15 protein-coding genes are annotated in these 17,780 nt (G+C 66.4%); 12 read left to right on the top strand and 3 right to left on the bottom strand.

Annotation, left to right across the window (positions count from 1 at the left end; genetic code table 11):
• The first annotated feature begins 98 nt into the window (after positions 1-98).
• A complete protein-coding gene (locus tag DVK03_RS15275; RefSeq protein WP_004041067.1) occupies positions 99-317 on the top strand; it encodes a hypothetical protein in 219 nt (72 codons plus the stop codon).
• 143 nt (positions 318-460) lie between these two features.
• Here the strand turns inward: DVK03_RS15275 and DVK03_RS15270 are convergent, their stop codons facing one another.
• Together DVK03_RS15270 and DVK03_RS15265 are read right to left on the bottom strand one after the other, a co-directional pair.
• Positions 461-1,591: an enolase C-terminal domain-like protein gene (locus tag DVK03_RS15270; RefSeq protein ID WP_115803563.1), complete on the bottom strand. Its 1,131-nt coding sequence runs from the start codon at positions 1,589-1,591 to the stop codon at positions 461-463.
• 108 nt (positions 1,592-1,699) lie between these two features.
• Positions 1,700-3,127 (bottom strand): sulfatase, encoded by a 1,428-nt coding sequence (locus DVK03_RS15265; RefSeq protein ID WP_115803564.1) that lies wholly within the window; start codon positions 3,125-3,127, stop codon positions 1,700-1,702.
• Between the two features lie 56 nt (positions 3,128-3,183).
• Here DVK03_RS15265 and DVK03_RS15260 point away from each other — a divergent pair, with 56 nt between their 5' ends.
• Positions 3,184-4,800 carry a glycosyl hydrolase family 28 protein gene (locus DVK03_RS15260; protein ID WP_304466018.1) on the top strand — a complete coding sequence of 539 codons (1,617 nt, stop codon included), beginning with the start codon at positions 3,184-3,186 and terminating at the stop codon, positions 4,798-4,800.
• A 175-nt stretch (positions 4,801-4,975) separates the two neighbouring features.
• Positions 4,976-5,392 carry a heme-binding protein gene (locus tag DVK03_RS15255; RefSeq protein ID WP_004041071.1) on the top strand — a complete coding sequence of 139 codons (417 nt, stop codon included), beginning with the start codon at positions 4,976-4,978 and terminating at the stop codon, positions 5,390-5,392.
• 84 nt (positions 5,393-5,476) lie between these two features.
• Here DVK03_RS15255 and DVK03_RS15250 read toward each other — a convergent pair whose 3' ends face one another.
• Positions 5,477-6,346, bottom strand: coding sequence for an SMP-30/gluconolactonase/LRE family protein (locus tag DVK03_RS15250; RefSeq protein WP_115803565.1), 870 nt, complete (start codon positions 6,344-6,346; stop codon positions 5,477-5,479).
• 743 nt (positions 6,347-7,089) lie between these two features.
• Between DVK03_RS15250 and DVK03_RS15245 the strand changes: the two genes are divergently transcribed.
• Genes DVK03_RS15245 through DVK03_RS15205 form a run of 9 tightly spaced genes read left to right on the top strand, consistent with a single transcriptional unit; the run spans position 7,090 to position 17,732 of the window.
• Complete coding sequence (locus DVK03_RS15245) at positions 7,090-8,811, top strand: ABC transporter substrate-binding protein (protein ID WP_008609275.1); 1,722 nt, start codon at positions 7,090-7,092, stop codon at positions 8,809-8,811.
• Positions 8,808-9,839 carry an ABC transporter permease gene (locus DVK03_RS15240; protein ID WP_004968525.1) on the top strand — a complete coding sequence of 344 codons (1,032 nt, stop codon included), beginning with the start codon at positions 8,808-8,810 and terminating at the stop codon, positions 9,837-9,839. Before DVK03_RS15245 ends, DVK03_RS15240 begins: the two co-directional genes overlap by 4 nt.
• Positions 9,836-10,735, top strand: a complete 900-nt coding sequence (locus DVK03_RS15235; protein ID WP_004061713.1) for an ABC transporter permease — start codon at positions 9,836-9,838, stop codon at positions 10,733-10,735. The genes DVK03_RS15240 and DVK03_RS15235 overlap by 4 nt, the downstream gene beginning before the upstream one ends.
• Complete coding sequence (locus tag DVK03_RS15230) at positions 10,732-11,844, top strand: ABC transporter ATP-binding protein (protein WP_008609280.1); 1,113 nt, start codon at positions 10,732-10,734, stop codon at positions 11,842-11,844. The genes DVK03_RS15235 and DVK03_RS15230 overlap by 4 nt, the downstream gene beginning before the upstream one ends.
• Complete coding sequence (locus DVK03_RS15225) at positions 11,837-12,907, top strand: ABC transporter ATP-binding protein (protein WP_006600002.1); 1,071 nt, start codon at positions 11,837-11,839, stop codon at positions 12,905-12,907. The genes DVK03_RS15230 and DVK03_RS15225 overlap by 8 nt, the downstream gene beginning before the upstream one ends.
• On the top strand, positions 12,904-13,995 hold the full coding sequence (locus DVK03_RS15220; RefSeq protein WP_115803566.1) for a DUF917 domain-containing protein: 1,092 nt from the start codon (positions 12,904-12,906) through the stop codon (positions 13,993-13,995). The genes DVK03_RS15225 and DVK03_RS15220 overlap by 4 nt, the downstream gene beginning before the upstream one ends.
• On the top strand, positions 13,988-15,532 hold the full coding sequence (locus tag DVK03_RS15215; protein WP_006600004.1) for a hydantoinase/oxoprolinase N-terminal domain-containing protein: 1,545 nt from the start codon (positions 13,988-13,990) through the stop codon (positions 15,530-15,532). Before DVK03_RS15220 ends, DVK03_RS15215 begins: the two co-directional genes overlap by 8 nt.
• The gene (locus DVK03_RS15210) at positions 15,532-16,620 is read left to right on the top strand and encodes a DUF917 domain-containing protein (protein ID WP_115803567.1); all 1,089 of its coding nucleotides are present in this window, start codon (positions 15,532-15,534) and stop codon (positions 16,618-16,620) included. Before DVK03_RS15215 ends, DVK03_RS15210 begins: the two co-directional genes overlap by 1 nt.
• A complete protein-coding gene (locus tag DVK03_RS15205) occupies positions 16,617-17,732 on the top strand; it encodes a DUF917 domain-containing protein (RefSeq protein WP_115803568.1) in 1,116 nt (371 codons plus the stop codon). The genes DVK03_RS15210 and DVK03_RS15205 overlap by 4 nt, the downstream gene beginning before the upstream one ends.
• The last annotated feature ends 48 nt before the right edge of the window (positions 17,733-17,780 follow it).

Below are 17,780 nucleotides of genomic sequence, written 5' to 3'. Positions count from 1 at the left end.
GCACCACGTTTTCGCCCCGCAGAGCCGTCCGAGCCGGTCGAACGACCTCCGAGCGAGCAGTATCTATTTGTGTGCGGAGAGCGACCGTGTGGGTACGTATGTCAGTCAACGCATCGCGCGTGCCTTCGCTCCGGAAGGCCGCGGCGTCGAACCGGAACTTCATTATGACCGCGCTCGCCGGCGTCTGCATGATTCTCCTCGCGCGTTTCGTCCTCGACGGGACGATTGCAGGAATGTTCGGCGTCTGGGGCATCTCGCTCGTCGGCGTCGCCGTCGGCGGCTACCTGTTGCTCCGACTCTGGGGCGCGTACAATTGACCTCCGAGACTCGGCCACCGACCGGAACGGCGAACTGAATCACCACTCGGAAAAACGGGGATAGCGTTTCGCGAGCGACCGCCGTCGCGTCGTCGTTCTCTCTCGTCGCACCCGGGGTCGTTCCGTCCCGCCCGCCGAGGCAGTTACGCGACGCGGTTGGCGTCGATGTAGTCCCAGTCGAACGCGTAGCCGAGGCCGGGCGTCTGCGGCAGTTCGACCACGCCGTTGTCGTCGATTTCGTCCGGCGGGTGTTCGAGACCGGGGAAGTACGTCTCGTAGTCGTGGTTCGGGTGCAGGAGGCCGCGCTCGTAGTACCGGCCGGGGAACGCCATCGTCCCGAGTAGTTGGAGGTTCGGCGCGTCGCGGCCGTGAATCTCGCACTCGATGTTGAACGACTCGCAGAGGCCGACCGCCTTCAGCGCCGGCGTGAGGCCGCCAACGTCGTAGACGCCGACGCGGATGATATCTGCGATGTCCCGCTTAATCCACTCGGCGCGGGTGTGCATCCGACCCTCGGCGGTCTCGGGGCCGACGACGGCGATATCGAGTTCGTTCGAGAGCCACTCGTAGGAGGACATCGAGTGTTCGTCCATCGGCTCTTCTATCCAGCGGAAGTCGAGGTCTTCGAGCGCCTTCCCGATTTTCTTGGCCTCGCTCCGGCTGTAAAAGTGGTGGGCGTCGAGCATGAGGTCGATGTCGTCGCCGACGCGCTCGCGGACCGCCCGGCAGGCGGCGATGTCCTGTTCGGGGTCGTCACCGAACGGCGGCATCCACGTGTGGAGTTTGACGGCCTGATACCCCTCCGCGACGAGTTCCTCGGCGAAGTCTGCGTACGCCTCGGGCGAGCCGAGTCCGTCGGGGTCGTCGTCACCGACCATCGTACTGCCGTACGCCGGGACCGAGTCACGGGCCGCGCCGATGAGTTGGTAGACCGGGAGGCCGGCGTCCTTGCCGGCGATGTCCCAGAGCGCGCAGTCGATGGGCGCGACGCGCTTGTCAGTGAGCGTTCCCTTGTTCAGTCGCTCGGCCCGACAGAGCAGTTGCCAGAGCTTCTCGCGGTACAGCGGGTTCTCGCCGACGAGGTGCTTCTTGGCGAACTCGTTGGCCGCCTCGTGGCCGCCGCGGCAGTAGCCGTCGGGGCCGCCGTCGACGACGACGTGGGTGATGGTCCGCGTCGACTCCCTCGGCTCGCCGGGGTGGCCGTGACCCTTCTCGTCGGGGTCGATGTGGGACGCACAGCTGAACCGGATGGTACGGATGTCGCTGATCTCCATTCGTGGTAGTCGGTTACGCGGAACGGTCATAAAAGTACGGCGGGAGCGGCGATTTCGAGGGGCCGTGGAGGAGCAAAAGACGAGAGAGAATCCGGCGACGACGACGCGTCAGTCCAGCACGTCCGCCGGCTCCTCGGGGTACGGCTCGCGGACGAGCCGACCCATGTCGATTTCCTGGTACGGCGCGCGCCGGAGCGTCCCGTTCTCGACGAACTCGTCCGCGCTCGCGTCGGCCAGCTTCGCCGCCAGCGCGTCGCGAAGTTCGGCGACGACCTCGGGGTTGTCGGCGGCGCACTCGTCGAGTTCGTTCGGGTCGGCCGCGAGGTCGAACAGCTGTTCGCGGCCGCCGTTGCGCATGAACACGTACTTCCAGCGGCCCTCGCGGACCATTCCGGTGAAGTTCGGCGGGAGCCGCGGCGTCCGGTGGTAGCCGAACAGTCGCTCGCGGGACTCCGCGTCGCCCCGAATCGTCCCGAGCACGTCGACGCCATCGCGGAGTTCCTGGTCGCCCGCGGCGGTCGTCGCGATGCCGAACAGGTCGGTGAGCGACACGAGGTCGTCGCGGCGCTCGCCGGCCGGAAGCTCCGCGGGCCAACTCACGAGAAACGGGACGCGACACGACGACTCGAAGAACGACGACTTCTCCCAGCCGCGGTGGTCACCGAGGAGTTCGCCGTGGTCCGAGAAGAAGCAGATGAGGGTGTTGTCGGCGTCGTCGCGGGCCTCGACCGCGTCGAGCAGGCGACCGATTCGGCGGTCGACCTCCGAAATCATCCCGTAGTAGTACGCCTTGATGACCCGGACGGTGGTGTCGTCGATGCCGCCCTCGCGGGTCGTCCAGAAGTGGTGGTTCTGGGCGGGAATCTTCTCGTCCATGTGGTCGGTTTCGAGGTCACCTTTCACCGGGTTTCCGAGCCGCTCGGGGTCGTACATCCGGTCGAAGGGCGGCGACGGCGCGAACGGCGGGTGCGGCGGTTCGTACGAGACGAGGCCGAAAAACGGCTCGTCGGTGTCGCGGCCGACGAGGTCCACCGCGCGGTCGGTCATCCACGCCTCGTAGTTGTCGTCCGGCGGGAGTCGGTTCTGTTGGGGGAGGTGGACCATCGCGCCCTGTCGGGCGGTCGTCTTGACCTCGTGGCCGGTCTCCTCGCGGAACGTCTCGAAACTCAGGTGGTGGTCGTAGCCGAGGTCGATGTCGCGCGGGTGGGCGTGGTACTTCCCGACGAGGAAGGTCCGGTAGCCCCGCTCGCGCATGCTCCGTGCGAGGAAGGGGCCGCACCGGTCTTCGAGGTGTCGCGCGTCGCGCTTTTCGTTCCCGAGGTAGCCCGTCGTGATGGCCTCACAGCCGGTTCGAATCGTGTGTCGCGCCGGGATGCAGATCGGGTCCGGCGAGTAGGCGTTGGTGAAGGAGACGCCGCGGTCGACGAGTCGGTCGATGTTCGGGGTGTGGATTCGACTGTTTCCGAGCGCCTGAATCGTGTCCGACCGCTGCTGGTCAGTCATCACGAACAGGACGTTTGGGCGAGCATCACTCACGGCCGAACTCCGACCACCAGTAGTATAAAGATAGGTCACCGCGACGGTACGGGTACATGCCACCCGCAGCGAGTGCCTTCGACGTGACAGCCTACGCCGACGAGACGGACGACCTCCAGACCGAGGCGTTTCAGACGGCCATCGACGACTGCTCGGAGTCCGGCGGCGGGACCGTCACCGTCCCCAGCGGGACGTACACCGTCGGAACCGTCCACCTCCGAAGCAACGTGACGCTCTATCTGGAAGCCGGCGCGGTCGTCAGCCCCGCGAAAGACGAGTCCGAATACACGGACAAGTTCATCGGCCCCGACAACGAGCGCATCTTCTTCCTCGCCGAGGACGTGGAGAACGTCACCATCGCCGGCGAGGGCGAGTTCGACGGCCTCGGGACCGAGTTCATGCGGATGGACACGCCCATTCAGGGCCACTCCAACGAGAGCGCGTCGCACCCGCTCATCTCGAACGGCCCCCACGAGGCGAGACAGGGCGACGCCTACCTCTCGCGGACTGAGGGGACGGACGGCTGGCCCGTCGCCAAGCCCGACTTCCGGCCCGGGCCGATGTTCCGGTTCAACAACTGTACGAACGTCCGCGTCCGCGACGTGACCATCCGCGACATGCCCGCGTGGACGCTGTCGTTCCACGGGACCGAGGAGGTCGATATCCGCGGCGTCGACATCCTCAACCACCTGCTCATCCCGAACTGCGACGGCATCGCGCTCGGCGACACGAAGAACGTCCACATCTCCGACTGCACCATCCAGTCGTGCGACGACAGCATCACCTTCGGCGCGCGCCCCGACGAGCCGGTGACCTGCGAGGGCATCGTCGTGACGAACTGCACGCTCCGGTCGAGCGCCTGCGCCATCAAGTTCGGCTCGGGCACCGACGACACGATTCGCGACTGCCTGTTCCAGAACATCGTCGTGCAGGAATCGAACCGCGGCCTCGGTATCCAGCACCGCGACTCGGGCGTCGTCGAGAACGTGCTTTTCACCGACATCGTCGTCAACTCCAACATGCTCCCCGGCCCGTGGTGGGGCAAAGGCGAGCCCATCTACGTCACGTCGGTCCCGCGGGACGGCGACACCGACCTCGGCGGGATTCGGAACGTGCGCTTCTCGAACATCGTCGCGCGCAGCGAGAACGGCGCGCTCGTCTACGGCTCCGCGGACGCCGATATCGAGACCATCGAGTTCGACAACGTCCGCATCGACCTCGCCGGAAGCGAGCACGCCGACGAGGTGGGCGGCAACTTCGACCTCCAGCCGAGTTCGGTCGTCACGCCCATCTTCGCCAACGACATCGCCGGCGTCCACGTCGAGAACGCCCGCGACGTGACGATGCGCGACGTGACCGTCGAGTGGGACGACGACGGCGACCTGCCCGACTACTACCGGAGCGGACTGGCCTGCGAGGACGTGGACGGCCTGCTGGTCGACGGCTTCGTCGGCCGACAGGCCCACCGCGACGACGACGCGGCGGCGATTTCGCTCTCCGACACGACGGACATCACGGTTCGGAACTCGCGGGCGACCGAGGGAACGGGAACGTTCCTCTCGCTGTCGGACACGGCCGACGAGCGCCTGTTCGTCAACAACGACCTCATCGACGCCGCCGACGCCGGCGACGTGGCGTCGTTCGAGCGGTCGGGGAACGCCCTCCCGCGGTAACCCGTACGTTCAAGCCGACGCGACGACGACAGGGGAACGCGAACGCGAACACGCGCAGTCGAGTCCGCAGCGTTCGATTCGGTTCGAATAGCCGCATCGCCGTCTGTGGCCGTTCCGGCGGCGGTTCTCCCCGTGAGCGGTGGATTTTTGCTCCGAGCCGCCGACGGTCGAGTCGATGGTACAAGAGCTGACGCTAGCCGAAGCCAAGACGATTCTCGACGCGATGGAGGAGAAAGCCGAGGAACTCGGCGTTCCGCTGAACCTCGCGGTGACGAACAGCGAGGGGAACCTCCTCGGCTTCCGCCGGATGGACGGCGCGAAGCTCGTCGCGAGCAACATCGCACAGAACAAGGCCTACACCGCGGCCGCGGTGAAGAAGCCCACCCACGAACTGAAGGAAGGAGCCGAACCCGGCGGCGACGTGTACGGCCTCCACACCACCGATAACGGTCGCGTCGTCGTCTTCGGCGGCGGGTTCCCGGTCGAACACGACGGCGTCGTCGTCGGCGCGGTCGGCGCGAGCGGCGGCGCGGTGTCCGAAGACATGGAAGCGTCCCAAGCGGGGCTCGACGCGTTCGAACCGCTCCGCTGAGACGCCCGCGTCGGAGTCGCCGCGGTCGGGGTCGATTCCGACAACAGCCACTCCAGCGTCTCTGTCCTCGCGGTCCCGTTTCGGTCAGAAGCGAACGTACGCCGAGCGGTCGGTCTCGGCCGCGTAGAGGCTGCCCGTCATGTCCGCGACGTAGAGCGTCGAGCCGTCCGGCCCGCCGAGCGTGCAGTTCGTCGGGCGGTTCTCGGGGAACGGGTGACGTTCGAGCACCTCGCCCTCCGGGGAGAACACGTATATCGACGGTCCCGGGCCGCCTTTCTCCCAGCCGGCGCAGGCGACGATGTCGCCCGACTCCGTGAGCGTCATGCCGTCGATACCGCGATGGTCACCGAAGTCGTGCAGTATCTCGCGGGGGCCGAGCGACCCGTCGTCGCGAATCGGATAGGCCCGCAGGTCGGTCTCTTGGTCCGGGCCGTAGGTGCATTCTGCGACGTACAGTCGCGACTCGTCCGGCGAGAGGAGGATGCCGTTCGGTCGGTCCATCTCGTCTGTGAGGCGGACGAGTCGCCAGCCGTCGCTCGCGTCCGCATCCACCCGCTCGGCGCGGAAGACGGAGGTGTGACCGAGCAGCCCCCGGTCTTTGTCGTCGGGGTCGGTGAACCAGATATCCCCGTCGCGGTCGATTTCGAGGTCGTTCGGCCCGTTGAGCGGCGTCCCCTCGAACTCGTCGACGACGACCGACGCGGATTCACCCGGTGTCAACGCGGCGATGCGGTGGCCCTCGGCCTCGCAGGCGTACAGTTCGCCGTCGCGTCCCTCGTGGAGGCCGACCGCGCCGGCGGTCGAGTCGATGTAGACGCTCGTCTCTCCCGTCCCCGGGTCGTATTCGAGGACCTGATGCTCCTTTATCTCCGTGAATCGAACCGCGTCGCCGGTCCAAATCGGGCCCTCGGTGGCCCGAAACGGACCCGCGACCCGCTCGAACTCCCATGCCATCGAGTGGTCGTTCTCCCCGCGGGGACTTAAGCGTCGTCCGAGTCACTCCACGTGCCAAATTGTCAACTGAATTTCCGATTTCAGAATCACTTCTGCGAGATGGAACGGGGCGAACGAGTCGGGTGCAACCAAGCCGGAGAGACGGTTCGGAACAGCGTCTTGTGTGAGGACATAAAAAGTAAGTAAGCATATATTTTTCTTAAAATGTAAGATTTTAGATAGATGTCAATCAGTTGTCGAGCCACAATGACTAATAAATATCCAGTAGTAAGGAGATAAAAGCGATATTATAGCCATAAATAGGCGTTTTAGAATCCGTTTTATGAATCTATGTTAGAAATCTTACGAGACCGGGATAAATTTGTCAGGTTTCAAAATATCATTGTATTCTTATAATAATCCGTCTCGAACGACCGAGAACTGTATAGTCGGGAACGGACTCTCGTCGCAGTAGCGGGGAGAGCGCGGGCGCGAGCGGCGAGCGAGCGCCAGCGGGCGGAAAACTAATACTTCCAATCGTCCACGACAGCCGGTGACGTGCTTCGGACGGTCGTGCAGTCCGTCGATTACGGAGACACGACCAGACGTGTGGCAGACGACAGACAGCCACATTGTTCCATATTGTTCACCGAGTATTCCGTTTTGAACCAGGAATATTGTTTTAGGTTACTATACGGTATCTTTATGTTCCATTGCACCTCTGTGAGAATGAGTAACGTATGTCGAGAAAAGACATCACACAGATGCGGTCGCAGGTGGGTTCGGCGTCGGAGTCGGTCCGCGCTCGGTTCGGAGACGCGGCGAGTCGGCGGAACTTCCTCAAGGCGCTCGGGACGGCCGGAATCGCCGGTCTCGCGGGCTGTTCCGGCGGCGGCGAGAGCTACGACGGCCAAGAACAGACCACGGCCTCGGGCGGCGACGACGAGGAGACAGAGACGGAGTCGTCGTCCGGCGGCGACTCGGGCAGTTCGACGCTCCGCATGAGCGCGACCCAGCGCTTCGGGACCGTCGACCCCGCGAAGGGGACCGACTACACGCAGGTGCTCGCGTTGGTCAACCTCTACGACCCGCTCGTGTTCCCCGATACGGAGGGGAATTTGCAGGGGCACCTCGCGGAGGACTGGACCGTCTCGGACGACAACCAGACCTACACGTTCACGCTCCGCGAGGGCGCGACGTTCCACAGCGGCAACCCCGTTACGGCGGAGGACGTGCAGTTCTCGGCCGAACGCTTCCTCGATATCAACCAAGGCTACTCGTCGCTGCTCGGGAACGTGCTCTCGAAGGAGAACGTGACCGTCGAGGACGAGCGGACGGTGTCGTTCACGCTCGACCGCGTCCACTCGCCGTTCCTCGCGACGCTCGTGCTCCTGTTCGTCGTGGACAAACAACTGGTCCTCGACAACGCCGCAGACGGCGACTTCGGTGACCGCGGCGACTACGGCCAGTCGTTCCTCAACGACAACGACGCCGGCTCAGGTCCGTACGAACTCGCGGGCTTCGAGCGGCAGGCGCAGATTTCGTTCAGCCGCTACGCCGACTACTGGGGGTCGTTCAAAGACGGCGCGTACGACAACGTCACCGTCCAAATCATCACCAACGACCCGACCGTCCGCTCGCTGATGAAGACGGGCGAACTCGACATGTCGAGCCAGTACCAAAGCGAGGAGACCTACGAGGCGCTCGCTGCCGAAGACGACATCCGCGTCGAGTCGGTGCCGACGGTGACGACGTTCTACTTCAAAATCAACACCCAGAAGGCCCCGACCGACGACCCCGCGGTCCGCGAGGCGATGGCCTACGGCTTCGACTACGAGACGGCACGCAACGAAATCGCGCCGGGGTCGCTCCCCGCGCAGGGCCCGCTCCCGTCGTCGTTCGGCGTCCACAACGACGACATCGTCCAGCCGACCTACGACCCCGAGCGGGCGCGGCAGATTCTCGCCGACGCCGGCTACGAGGAGGGCGACATCACCGTCCAGAACACCTACGTGAAGGACTACGGCCTCGAAGAGAAGATGGGGCTGCTGTTCCAGCAGAACATGGACGAAATCGGCATCGACGTCGAGTTGAACCCCCAGACGTGGGGGACGATGACCGAACTCGCCACGAGCGTCGAGGACACGCCCCACATCAATCAGGTGTTCTACGGGCCGGTGTACCCCTCGCCCGACACGGTGTTCTACAACCAGTACCACTCCGAGGCCGCCTCGACGTGGATGAGCATGGAACACCTCGAAGACGAGAACGTCGATTCCCTCATCGACGAGGCGCGCTCGACGGTCGACGCCGACGCCCGCGCCGAACTGTACGCCGAGGTGCAAGAACGCATCGCGAACCAGTACCCCGACCTGTTCATCTTCGTCCAGTCGAAGAAACACGCCTTCGCCGCCGACGTGGCGGGCTACACCTTCCGGCCGTCGATGAGCTTCGACTACTGGTTCCCCGACTTCTACCAAGAATGAAGTACTGGCAGTATCTCGTGCGCCGGCTCGCGGGCATCCTCGTGAGTCTCATCGGCCTGTCGATAATCATCTTCACCACGTCACGAGTGCTCCCCGGGAACCCCGCGCGAATGGCCCTCGGCGCGCTCGCGTCCGAAGAACAGGTGCAGGCGCTCGCCGCCGAGATGGGCCTGAACAAGCCGATTCCGTTGCAGTACCTCGACTACATGCGGGGCCTGCTCGTCGGAGACCTCGGGACGAGCCTCGAAACGAAGCGCGCGGTCAGCACCGACATCGTCTACTACCTGCCGGCGACGCTCGAACTCATCACGGTGTCGATGTTCCTCACCGTCGTCATCGGCATCCCGCTGGGCGTCATCGCCGCGCAGAACAAAGACGGGCTCGCCGACAACGCGACGCGGCTCGTCGCGTTCTTCAGCGTGAGCGTGCCCGGCTTCTTCATCGCAATCATGTTCCAGCTGATATTCGGCTACCTGCTCGAATGGCTCCCCATCACGGGGCGGCTCGGCTCGGAGTTCGGCTCGGGCGTCTCGCGGTTCACGGGCTTCCTGCTCGTGGACACCCTGCTGTCGGGGAACCTCGCGGCCCACGTCGACGCGTGGGCGCACATCATCCTCCCGGCGCTCGCGCTCTCGCTCGCCGGCATCGGCCAGGTGATGCGCATCACCCGGTCGAGCATGATTGACGTGAAAGACCAAGACTACGTCGAGGCCGAACGCGGCTTCGGCCTCCCCTCGTGGCTCGTCACGTACAAGTACACGCTCAAGAACGCGTTCATCCCGACGCTCACGATTCTGGGGCTGCTGTACGCCTCGCTTCTGGGCAACGCGTTCCTCATCGAACTCGTCTACTCGTGGCCCGGCCTCGCGTCCTACGGCGTCACCGCGGTGCTGAACAACGACTTCAACGCCGTCGTCGGCGTCACGATGACCATCGGCGTCGCGTTCGTGAGCATCAACTTCCTCGTCGACGTGCTGTTGGGTCGCGTCGACCCGCGCATCAGACTGGCGATGGAGGAGGCGACATGAGCGCCGAGTCAGCGAGCGTCCTCGACCGGGTCGTCTCGGCCGAGCGCCGCGAACTCTGGCAACGGTCGTGGAAGCGCTTTACCAGCAGGCCGATGAGCGTCGTCGGTCTCGGCATCATCATCGCCATCGTCCTGCTCGCCGTCTTCGCGCCCGTCGTCGCGCCGTACCCCGAACACGCCGGGAAGTTCACCGACTTCTCGAACACGCTTCAGCCGCCGAGCGTCGACCACCCGCTGGGGACCGACCACGTCGGCCGCGACGTGCTCTCGCGCATCCTCTTCGGCTACCGGCTGTCGCTCATGCTCGTGGCCGTCGTCCTCGGCTTCGGCGTCCCCGTGGGCGTGCTGCTCGGCCTCGTCGCCGGCTACTACGGCGGCTGGACCGAGACGATTATCATGCGGGCGACCGACACGGCGCTCGCCTTACCGCCGCTCGTGATGGCGTTGGCAATCACGTCGGCCTTGGAGCCGACGCTGACGAACGCGATGATAGCCATCGCGGCGCTGTGGTGGACGTGGCACGCCCGCCTCGTCCAGAGCATCGTCGCCAGCGAGCGCAGCGAGGAGTACGTGCAGGCCGCGAAGCTCGCCGGCGCGAGCACGCCGCACATCCTCTTTCGAGAGATTCTCCCGAACACGCTGTCGCCGATTCTGGTCAAGGTGACCCTCGACGCGGGCTTCGTCATCCTCATCGGCGCGGGGCTGTCGTTCATCGGCGTCGGCGTCCAGCCGCCCCAACCCGGGCTCGGCACGATGGTCAGCCAAGGAACGTCGTACCTGCCCGACTCGTGGTGGGTGAGCGTCTTCTCCGGCCTCGCCATCTTCGTCCTCGTGATGGGGTTCAACATGCTCGGTGACGGCCTCCGTGACCTGTTCGACGTGGAGGTGAACCGATGAGACTCGACGAGCCGGTCGCCGAGAACCCGCTTTTGACCGTCGAGAACCTCGAAGTCGGCTTCGAGTCGTTCGACGGCCTCGCGGAGGTCATCGACGGCGTCAATCTCTCTATCGGCAAAGGCGAGGTCGTCACCATCGCCGGCGAGACCGGCTGTGGTAAGTCGGTGACGATGAAGTCCATCCTCCGCCTCCTGAATCAGCCGCCGGCCCGCGTCAGCGGCGACATCACGTTCGACGGGACGGAACTGCTGTCGCTTTCGGACCGCGAGTTCGAGCGCGTCAAGGGCCAACGGATGAGCCTCGTCTTCCAGGACCCGATGTCGAGTCTGAACCCGACGTTCACCATCGGGGAACAGCTCACCGACACCGCACAGTTCGGCGGCGACAGCGACACGGGCGTCGTGGAGTTCTTCCGCCGCCGCTTCAGCGGCGAGCGCGACGAGGCGCGCGAGCGCGTCGTGGAGATGCTCCGCGAGGTCCAGATGCCGGACCCCGAGAACATCATGGACTCGTACCCGTCGCAGCTGTCCGGCGGGATGCGCCAGCGCGCGCTCATCGCGCAGGCCCTGCTGAACGAGCCGGACCTGCTCATCGCCGACGAAATCGGCACCGCGCTGGACGTGACGATTCACGACCAGATTCTCGACCTGCTCGCGGACCTCATCGAGAACCACGACCTGAGCGTCCTGATGATTACCCACAACCTCGGCGTCGCCCGGCAGGTGAGCGACCGCGTGTACGTCATGTACGGCGGCCGCATCGTCGAGACCGCGCCGACAGACGAGCTGTTCGAGAACCCGAAACACCCCTACACCCAGGGGCTCATCGCGTCGATTCCGCGCCTGACGGGCGACGAGATGGCGACCGGCATCGACGGCTCGATTCCCGAGTATCTCGACCCGCCGCCGGGCTGTCGGTTCGCGCCGCGGTGTCCCTACGCCACCGCCGAGTGCGAGGAGGCCCGCCCGGAGATGTACGAGCGCGGCCCCCAGACCGGCGTCGAGTGCGTCCTCTACGACGAGGCCGTCCCGGCGTCCGAGCGGCCGACCGTCGAGGAGACGCGGAGTCACATGACCCGCAGGCCGGGCAAGCAGACGGGGGGTGACTGACGTGTCCGAACCCCTGCTCGACGTCGACGACCTCGAGAAGTACTTCCCCGTCAAAAGCGGCATCATCAAGCGCACGTCCGATTACGTGAAAGCGGTCGACGGCGTCTCGTTCGACATCGAGCGCGGGGAGACCCTCGCGCTCATCGGCGAGTCCGGCTCCGGCAAAAGCACCGTCGCGCGGACGATTATCGGCCTGACCGGCGCGACCGGCGGGACCGTCAGATTCGACGGCGAGGACATCACGAACGCGACCGACGAGCAACTGGCTCGCCTCCGGTCGCGCGTCCAGATGGTGTTCCAGGACCCCACGTCGAGTCTGAATCCCCGACGAACCATCGGCAAGTCGCTCGCGGTCCCGTTGAAGGCCCGCGGCGTGCCGACGTCCGACCTCAGAGAGCGCGTGGTCGACCTGCTCGAACGCGTCGAACTGAACGACGAGTACTGGAACAAGTACCCCCACGAACTCTCCGGCGGGCAGAAACAGCGGGTGAACATCGCCCGCGCGCTCGCGGTCGAGCCGGAACTGCTCTTGCTCGACGAGCCGACGAGCGCCCTCGACGTGAGCGTGCAGGCGAAGATTATCGCGCTCCTCGAGGACTTACAGGCGGAGTTCGGCCTCACCTACCTGTTCATCACCCACGACCTCTCTCTGGTCCGCAACTTCGCCGACGAGACGGCCGTGATGTACCTCGGCGAGATTCAGGAGCGCGGCCCCACGCAGGAGGTCTTCCAGCGGCCGCGACACCCCTACTCCCGGGCGCTTCTGTCCGCGATTCCCGTCACGACCGACGAGGAAGAGGCGTACAAGCCGCGGCACGAACCGCTCCGGGGCGAAATTCCGAGTCCGCGGGACGTGCCCACGGGCTGTCGGTTCCACACGCGGTGTCCCTACGCGACCGACGCGTGTTCGGCCGACGAACCGGCGTTCGTCGCGGTCGACGCCGGCCCCAGCGTCCGGTGTCACATCTACGACGAGGCGTACGCCGACGCGTTCGACGACGCGCCCGAGGTGGCCGTCGCGGCGGTCGCCGACGAGGGGGTCGCATCGAACCAAGAGCCATGAAGATAACCACAGACAACATCGACGACTTCGCCACCGGCGCGACCGTCCTCGGGACGGGCGGCGGGGGCGACCCCTACATCGGGAAGCTGATGGCACAGCAGGCAATCGAAGAGCACGGTCCCGTCGACCTCATCGACCCGCGAGACGTGCCCGACGACGCGCTCGTCATCCCGAGCGCGATGCTCGGCGCGCCGACCGTGATGGTCGAGAAGATGCCGAAGGGAACCGAGGCGTTGGCCGCCTTCGAGGCGCTCGAAACGCACCTCGGACAGGAGGCCTACGCGACGATGAGTATCGAGGCGGGCGGGCTGAACAGCACCGTCCCCATCGCCGTCGCCGCCGCGCTCGGGCTTCCCCTCGTGGACGCCGACGGCATGGGCCGGGCGTTCCCCGAGGTGCAGATGGTGACGCTCACGATGGGCGGCGTCAGCGCGACCCCGATGAGCATCGCCGACGAGAAGGGCAACTCGCTTCTCGTGAACACCGTCAGCAACGAGTACGCCGAGGCGTTCGCCCGCGTGACGAGCATCGAGATGGGCGGCGCGTGCATGATAGGCACCTACGCGCTCTCCGGCGCGGAAGTCCGCGAGCACGCGATTCTCGACTCGATGTCGCTCGCCCACGACATCGGCGAGGCGATTCGCACCGCCAAGCACCGCTCGCGTGACCCCGTCGAGTCGGTCCTCGACCTCACCGACGGCTACGAGCTGTTCGCGGGGAAGATAACCGACGTGGAGCGCCGGACCCAAGGCGGCTTCGCCGTCGGTGAGGCGACCCTCGACGGCATCGACGACTGCGAGGGCCGGACGTTCGCCCTCGACTTCCAAAACGAGAACCTCGTCGCCCGCGACTCAGAGCGCGGCGTCGTGGCGAGCACCCCCGACCTGATTACGGTCGTGGACGCCGAGACGGGCGACCCCGTCACCACCGAGCGACTCGCCTACGGCCACCGGGTGCGGGTCATCGGGATGCCGTGTTCACCGAAGTGGCGGACCGAGGAGGGACTCGACCTCGTCGGCCCGGCGTACTTCGATTACAGCATCGACTACGAACCAATCGAAACTCTCCAGCAACCCAGACATGACTGACTACCGAATCGGAATCGACGTCGGCGGCACCAACACGGACGCCGTCGTCATGGACGGCGACGACAACCTCCTCGCGAAGACGAAGACCCCCACGACAGAAGACATCACCTCGGGCATCCTCAACGCCCTCGACGTGGTCCTCGACGACAGCGGCGTCTCCGAAAACGAACTCGACTACGTGATGCTCGGCACGACCCACGCGACGAACGCCATCACGGAGCGGCGCGGCCTCAACGAGGTCGGCGTCATCCGCATCGGCGCGCCCGCGACCCAGAGCATCCGCCCGCTCCTCGAATGGCCCGACGACCTCGCCGCGGCCATCGGCAACAACGTCGCCATCCTCGACGGCGGCCACGAGTTCGACGGCCGACTCCTCAACGACCTCGACGAGGAGCAGGTCAGAGCGCAGATTCGCGAGTTCTCCGACGTGGACGCCTTCGCCGTGACGAGCGTCTTCTCGCCCGTCCGCGACGACCACGAGACGCGGGTCGCGGAACTCATCCGCGAGGAGGTCGGTGACGACGTGCCCATCTCGGTCTCGAACGAAATCGGCAGCGTGGGCCTGCTCGAACGCGAGAACGCGACGGCGCTCAACGCCGCGCTCACGAGCGTCGCCTCGGAGGCCGCGAACGCCTTCGTCGAGGCGATGGACGAACGCGGCATCGACGCGAACCTCTACTTCGGCCAGAACGACGGGACGCTGATGAGCGTCGACTACGCCATCCGCTACCCCATCTTCACCGTCGCCAGCGGCCCCTCGAACTCGGTTCGCGGCGCGGCGTACCTCTCACAGGTCGAAAACGGCATCATCGTCGACGTCGGCGGTACGACGACCGACGTGGGCGCGGTCACCGAGGGCTTCCCCCGCGAGAGCAGCGTCGCCGTCGAAATCGGCGAGGTGAAGACCAACTTCCGGATGCCCGACATCATCGCCATCGGCATCGGCGGCGGCTCCATCGTCTCGACCGACGGCGGCGTCACCGTCGGCCCCCAGAGCGTCGGCTACAAGCTGACCGAGGAGGCGAGGTGTTTCGGCGGCGAGACGCTGACCGCGACCGACCTCGAAGTCGCCGCGGGCACCATCGACATCGGCTCCGAGACGCCGGCCGTCGACGATGAAATCGTCGAGGCCGCCCGCGAGTACGTCAGAGAGCGCGTCGAGCGCGAGGTCGACCGCATGAAGACGAGCGCCGACCCCGTCCCCGTGGTCATCGTCGGCGGCGGGAGCATCCTCGTCCCCGACGACATCGCGGGCGCGAGCGAGGTCCACAAGCCCGACCACTACGAGGTCGCGAACGCCGTCGGCGTCGCCATCGCGCAGGTCTCCGGCGAGGTCGACCGCATATACAGCCTCGACGAGATGGACCGCGAGGGAGCCATCCAACACGCGAAAGACGAGGCCACGGACAACGCGCTCGCGGCCGGCGCGGACCCCGACAGCGTGGACATCGTCGACATCGAGGAGGTCCCGCTTTCGTACCTGCCCGGCAACGCGGTGCGAATCAAGGTGAAGGCCGCCGGGGCGCTCGACCACTGATGACGGTCGAAATCGGCGTCGAAGAGATAGAGGACATCGCGCTCGGCGCGACCGTCCTCGGCACCGGCGGCGGGGGCGACCCCCACGTCGGCAAACTCGTCGCGAAGCAGGCCATCGAGGAGTTCGGCCCCGTCGAACTCATCCCCCCGGACGAGTTGGACGCCGAGGACTTCGTCGTCCCGACCGCCCAGATGGGCGCGCCCACCGTCTCGGTCGAAAAGCTCCCGAGCGGGCGGGAGGCCGTCACCTCGATGGAGCGCGTCGAGCGCGAACTCGGGAAGACCGCCGACGCGACGATGCCAATCGAGTGCGGCGGCATCAACTCGACGTTCCCCTTCGCCGTCGCGGCCCGCCGCGGGCTCCCCGTGGTCGACGCCGACGGCATGGGTCGGGCGTTCCCCGAACTCCAACACGAGACGTTCAACATCTACGGCATCAGCGGGACGCCCGCGGCCGTCAGCGACGAGCGGGGAAACACCTGTCTCATCGAGACGGACGACAACGACCAGTTGGAGTGGCTGGCCCGCGGCGTCACGGTCAGGATGGGCGGCGTCGGCTACGTCTCCGACTACCCGATGACCGGCGCACAGGTCAAAGAGACGGCCATCCCCGGCACGATGTCGCTCGCCCGCGACCTCGGCCGCGCGCTCCGACTCGCCGAGGACGACGCGATGGACGCCGTCCGCGAGGTGACCCGCGAGTCGATATACGGCGAGGCGCGGTCGCTGTTCGAGGGGAAAATCGTGGACGTCCAGCGCCGCACCGAACGCGGCTTCGTCTTCGGCCACGTCGACATCGACGGCCTCGACGAAGACGCGGGGTCGGAGATGCGCATCGAGTTCCAAAACGAGAACCTCGGCGCGACCGTCGACGGGAGCTACGTGGCGACCGTCCCCGACCTCATCACCGTCCTCGACCGCGAGACGGGCGGGCCGATTCCGACCGAGAGCCTCCGGTACGGGGCGCGGGTCCGCGTCCTCGGCATCCGGACGCCCGAGATAATGCGGACGCCCGCCGCCCTCGACGTGTGGGGGCCGGGGGCGTTCGGCCTCGACGCGACCTACGAACCACTCGCGGACCACCCATGAGTTTCGACATCCCACACCTGACGGCGATAACGCTCGACGACCTCGAAGCGCTCGGCATCGGCGCGGGCATCCTCGGCACCGGCGGCGGCGGCAACCCCCGTCTCGGCCGCCTGCGCCTCCAGACGCTCCTCGAAGACGACGCCTACCCCGACGCGGTCGAACTGGTCGACCCGCGGGACCTGCCGGCCGACGCCACCGTGGCGAGCGTCGGCGGGATGGGCGCGCCCACCATCAGCGTCGAGAAGTTCGCCGGCGGCGACGAGGAGGTGCAGTCGCTTCGGGCCATCGAAGACCTCTCCGGCGAGACGGTCGACGCGCTCATCCCCGGCGAAATCGGCGGCGCGAACAGCATGGCCCCGCTGTGCGTGGCGGCGATGACCGACCTCCCCGTGGTCGACGCCGACGGCATGGGCCGGGCGTTCCCCGAACTCCAGATGGACACGTTCTTCATCTACGGCACGCCCGTGAACTACGCGGCGACGACCGACGAGCGCGGCAATCAGGTCGTCTACCGCGACATCGACTCGGCCAAGCGCCTCGAAGACCTCGCGCGGGCCATCACCGTCCAGATGGGCGGCCGCTCGGGCTACGCCTTCCCGCTCATGACCGGCGCGTTCGTCTCGGAGTACGCGGTTCCCCACACCGTCTCGCTCGCCACCGAACTCGGGCGGGCGGTCGAACGCGCCCGCGACGCCGGCACCGACCCGGTCGACGCCGGCCGCGAACTGCTCGGCGGCGAGGAGCTGTTCGCCGGGAAAATCGTGGACGTGCACCGCCGCAACCGCGACGGCTTCGCCCTCGGGAGCGTCACGCTCGCCGGGTTGGACGAGGACGCGACCCTCGAAATCGAGTTCCAAAACGAGTTCCTCGTCGCGCGGGACGACGACGGCGACCTCCGGACGACCGTGCCCGACCTCATCTGCCTCGTCGACACCGACACCGGCGCGCCGGTCACGACCGACGCCCTGCGGTACGGCCAGCGCGTCCGCGTCCTCGGCGTGCCCGCGCCCGAACTGCTCACGACGCCCGAAGCGCTCGACGTCATCGGCCCCGAAGCGTTCGGGTACGAGGTTCCGTACGACCCGCTACCGCGGGACGAGGCGGGGTGGTGACCCGGTGGTGACGCCTCGGTCGCGCCGGTGGCCTCGCCGCTGAACTGC

Origin of the sequence: Haloferax sp. Atlit-109R (assembly GCF_003665865.1) — an archaeon.
GTDB lineage: Archaea > Halobacteriota > Halobacteria > Halobacteriales > Haloferacaceae > Haloferax > Haloferax volcanii.
This window is presented reverse-complemented; position numbering and strand designations above follow the sequence as displayed.

Bases quoted from the DNA above. Each gene is read 5' to 3' on its own strand.
- DVK03_RS15215 (WP_006600004.1), top strand. From the start codon at position 13,988: ATGACTGACTACCGAATCGGAATCGACGTCGGCGGCACCAACACGGAC.
- DVK03_RS15260 (WP_304466018.1), top strand. From the start codon at position 3,184: ATGCCACCCGCAGCGAGTGCCTTCGACGTGACAGCCTACGCCGACGAG.
- DVK03_RS15245 (WP_008609275.1), top strand. From the start codon at position 7,090: ATGCGGTCGCAGGTGGGTTCGGCGTCGGAGTCGGTCCGCGCTCGGTTC.
- DVK03_RS15275 (WP_004041067.1), top strand. From the start codon at position 99: ATGTCAGTCAACGCATCGCGCGTGCCTTCGCTCCGGAAGGCCGCGGCG.
- DVK03_RS15230 (WP_008609280.1), top strand. From the start codon at position 10,732: ATGAGACTCGACGAGCCGGTCGCCGAGAACCCGCTTTTGACCGTCGAG.
- DVK03_RS15250 (WP_115803565.1), bottom strand. From the start codon at position 6,346: ATGGCATGGGAGTTCGAGCGGGTCGCGGGTCCGTTTCGGGCCACCGAG.
- DVK03_RS15255 (WP_004041071.1), top strand. From the start codon at position 4,976: ATGGTACAAGAGCTGACGCTAGCCGAAGCCAAGACGATTCTCGACGCG.
- DVK03_RS15235 (WP_004061713.1), top strand. From the start codon at position 9,836: ATGAGCGCCGAGTCAGCGAGCGTCCTCGACCGGGTCGTCTCGGCCGAG.
- DVK03_RS15210 (WP_115803567.1), top strand. From the start codon at position 15,532: ATGACGGTCGAAATCGGCGTCGAAGAGATAGAGGACATCGCGCTCGGC.
- DVK03_RS15270 (WP_115803563.1), bottom strand. From the start codon at position 1,591: ATGGAGATCAGCGACATCCGTACCATCCGGTTCAGCTGTGCGTCCCAC.
- DVK03_RS15220 (WP_115803566.1), top strand. From the start codon at position 12,904: ATGAAGATAACCACAGACAACATCGACGACTTCGCCACCGGCGCGACC.
- DVK03_RS15205 (WP_115803568.1), top strand. From the start codon at position 16,617: ATGAGTTTCGACATCCCACACCTGACGGCGATAACGCTCGACGACCTC.
- DVK03_RS15240 (WP_004968525.1), top strand. From the start codon at position 8,808: ATGAAGTACTGGCAGTATCTCGTGCGCCGGCTCGCGGGCATCCTCGTG.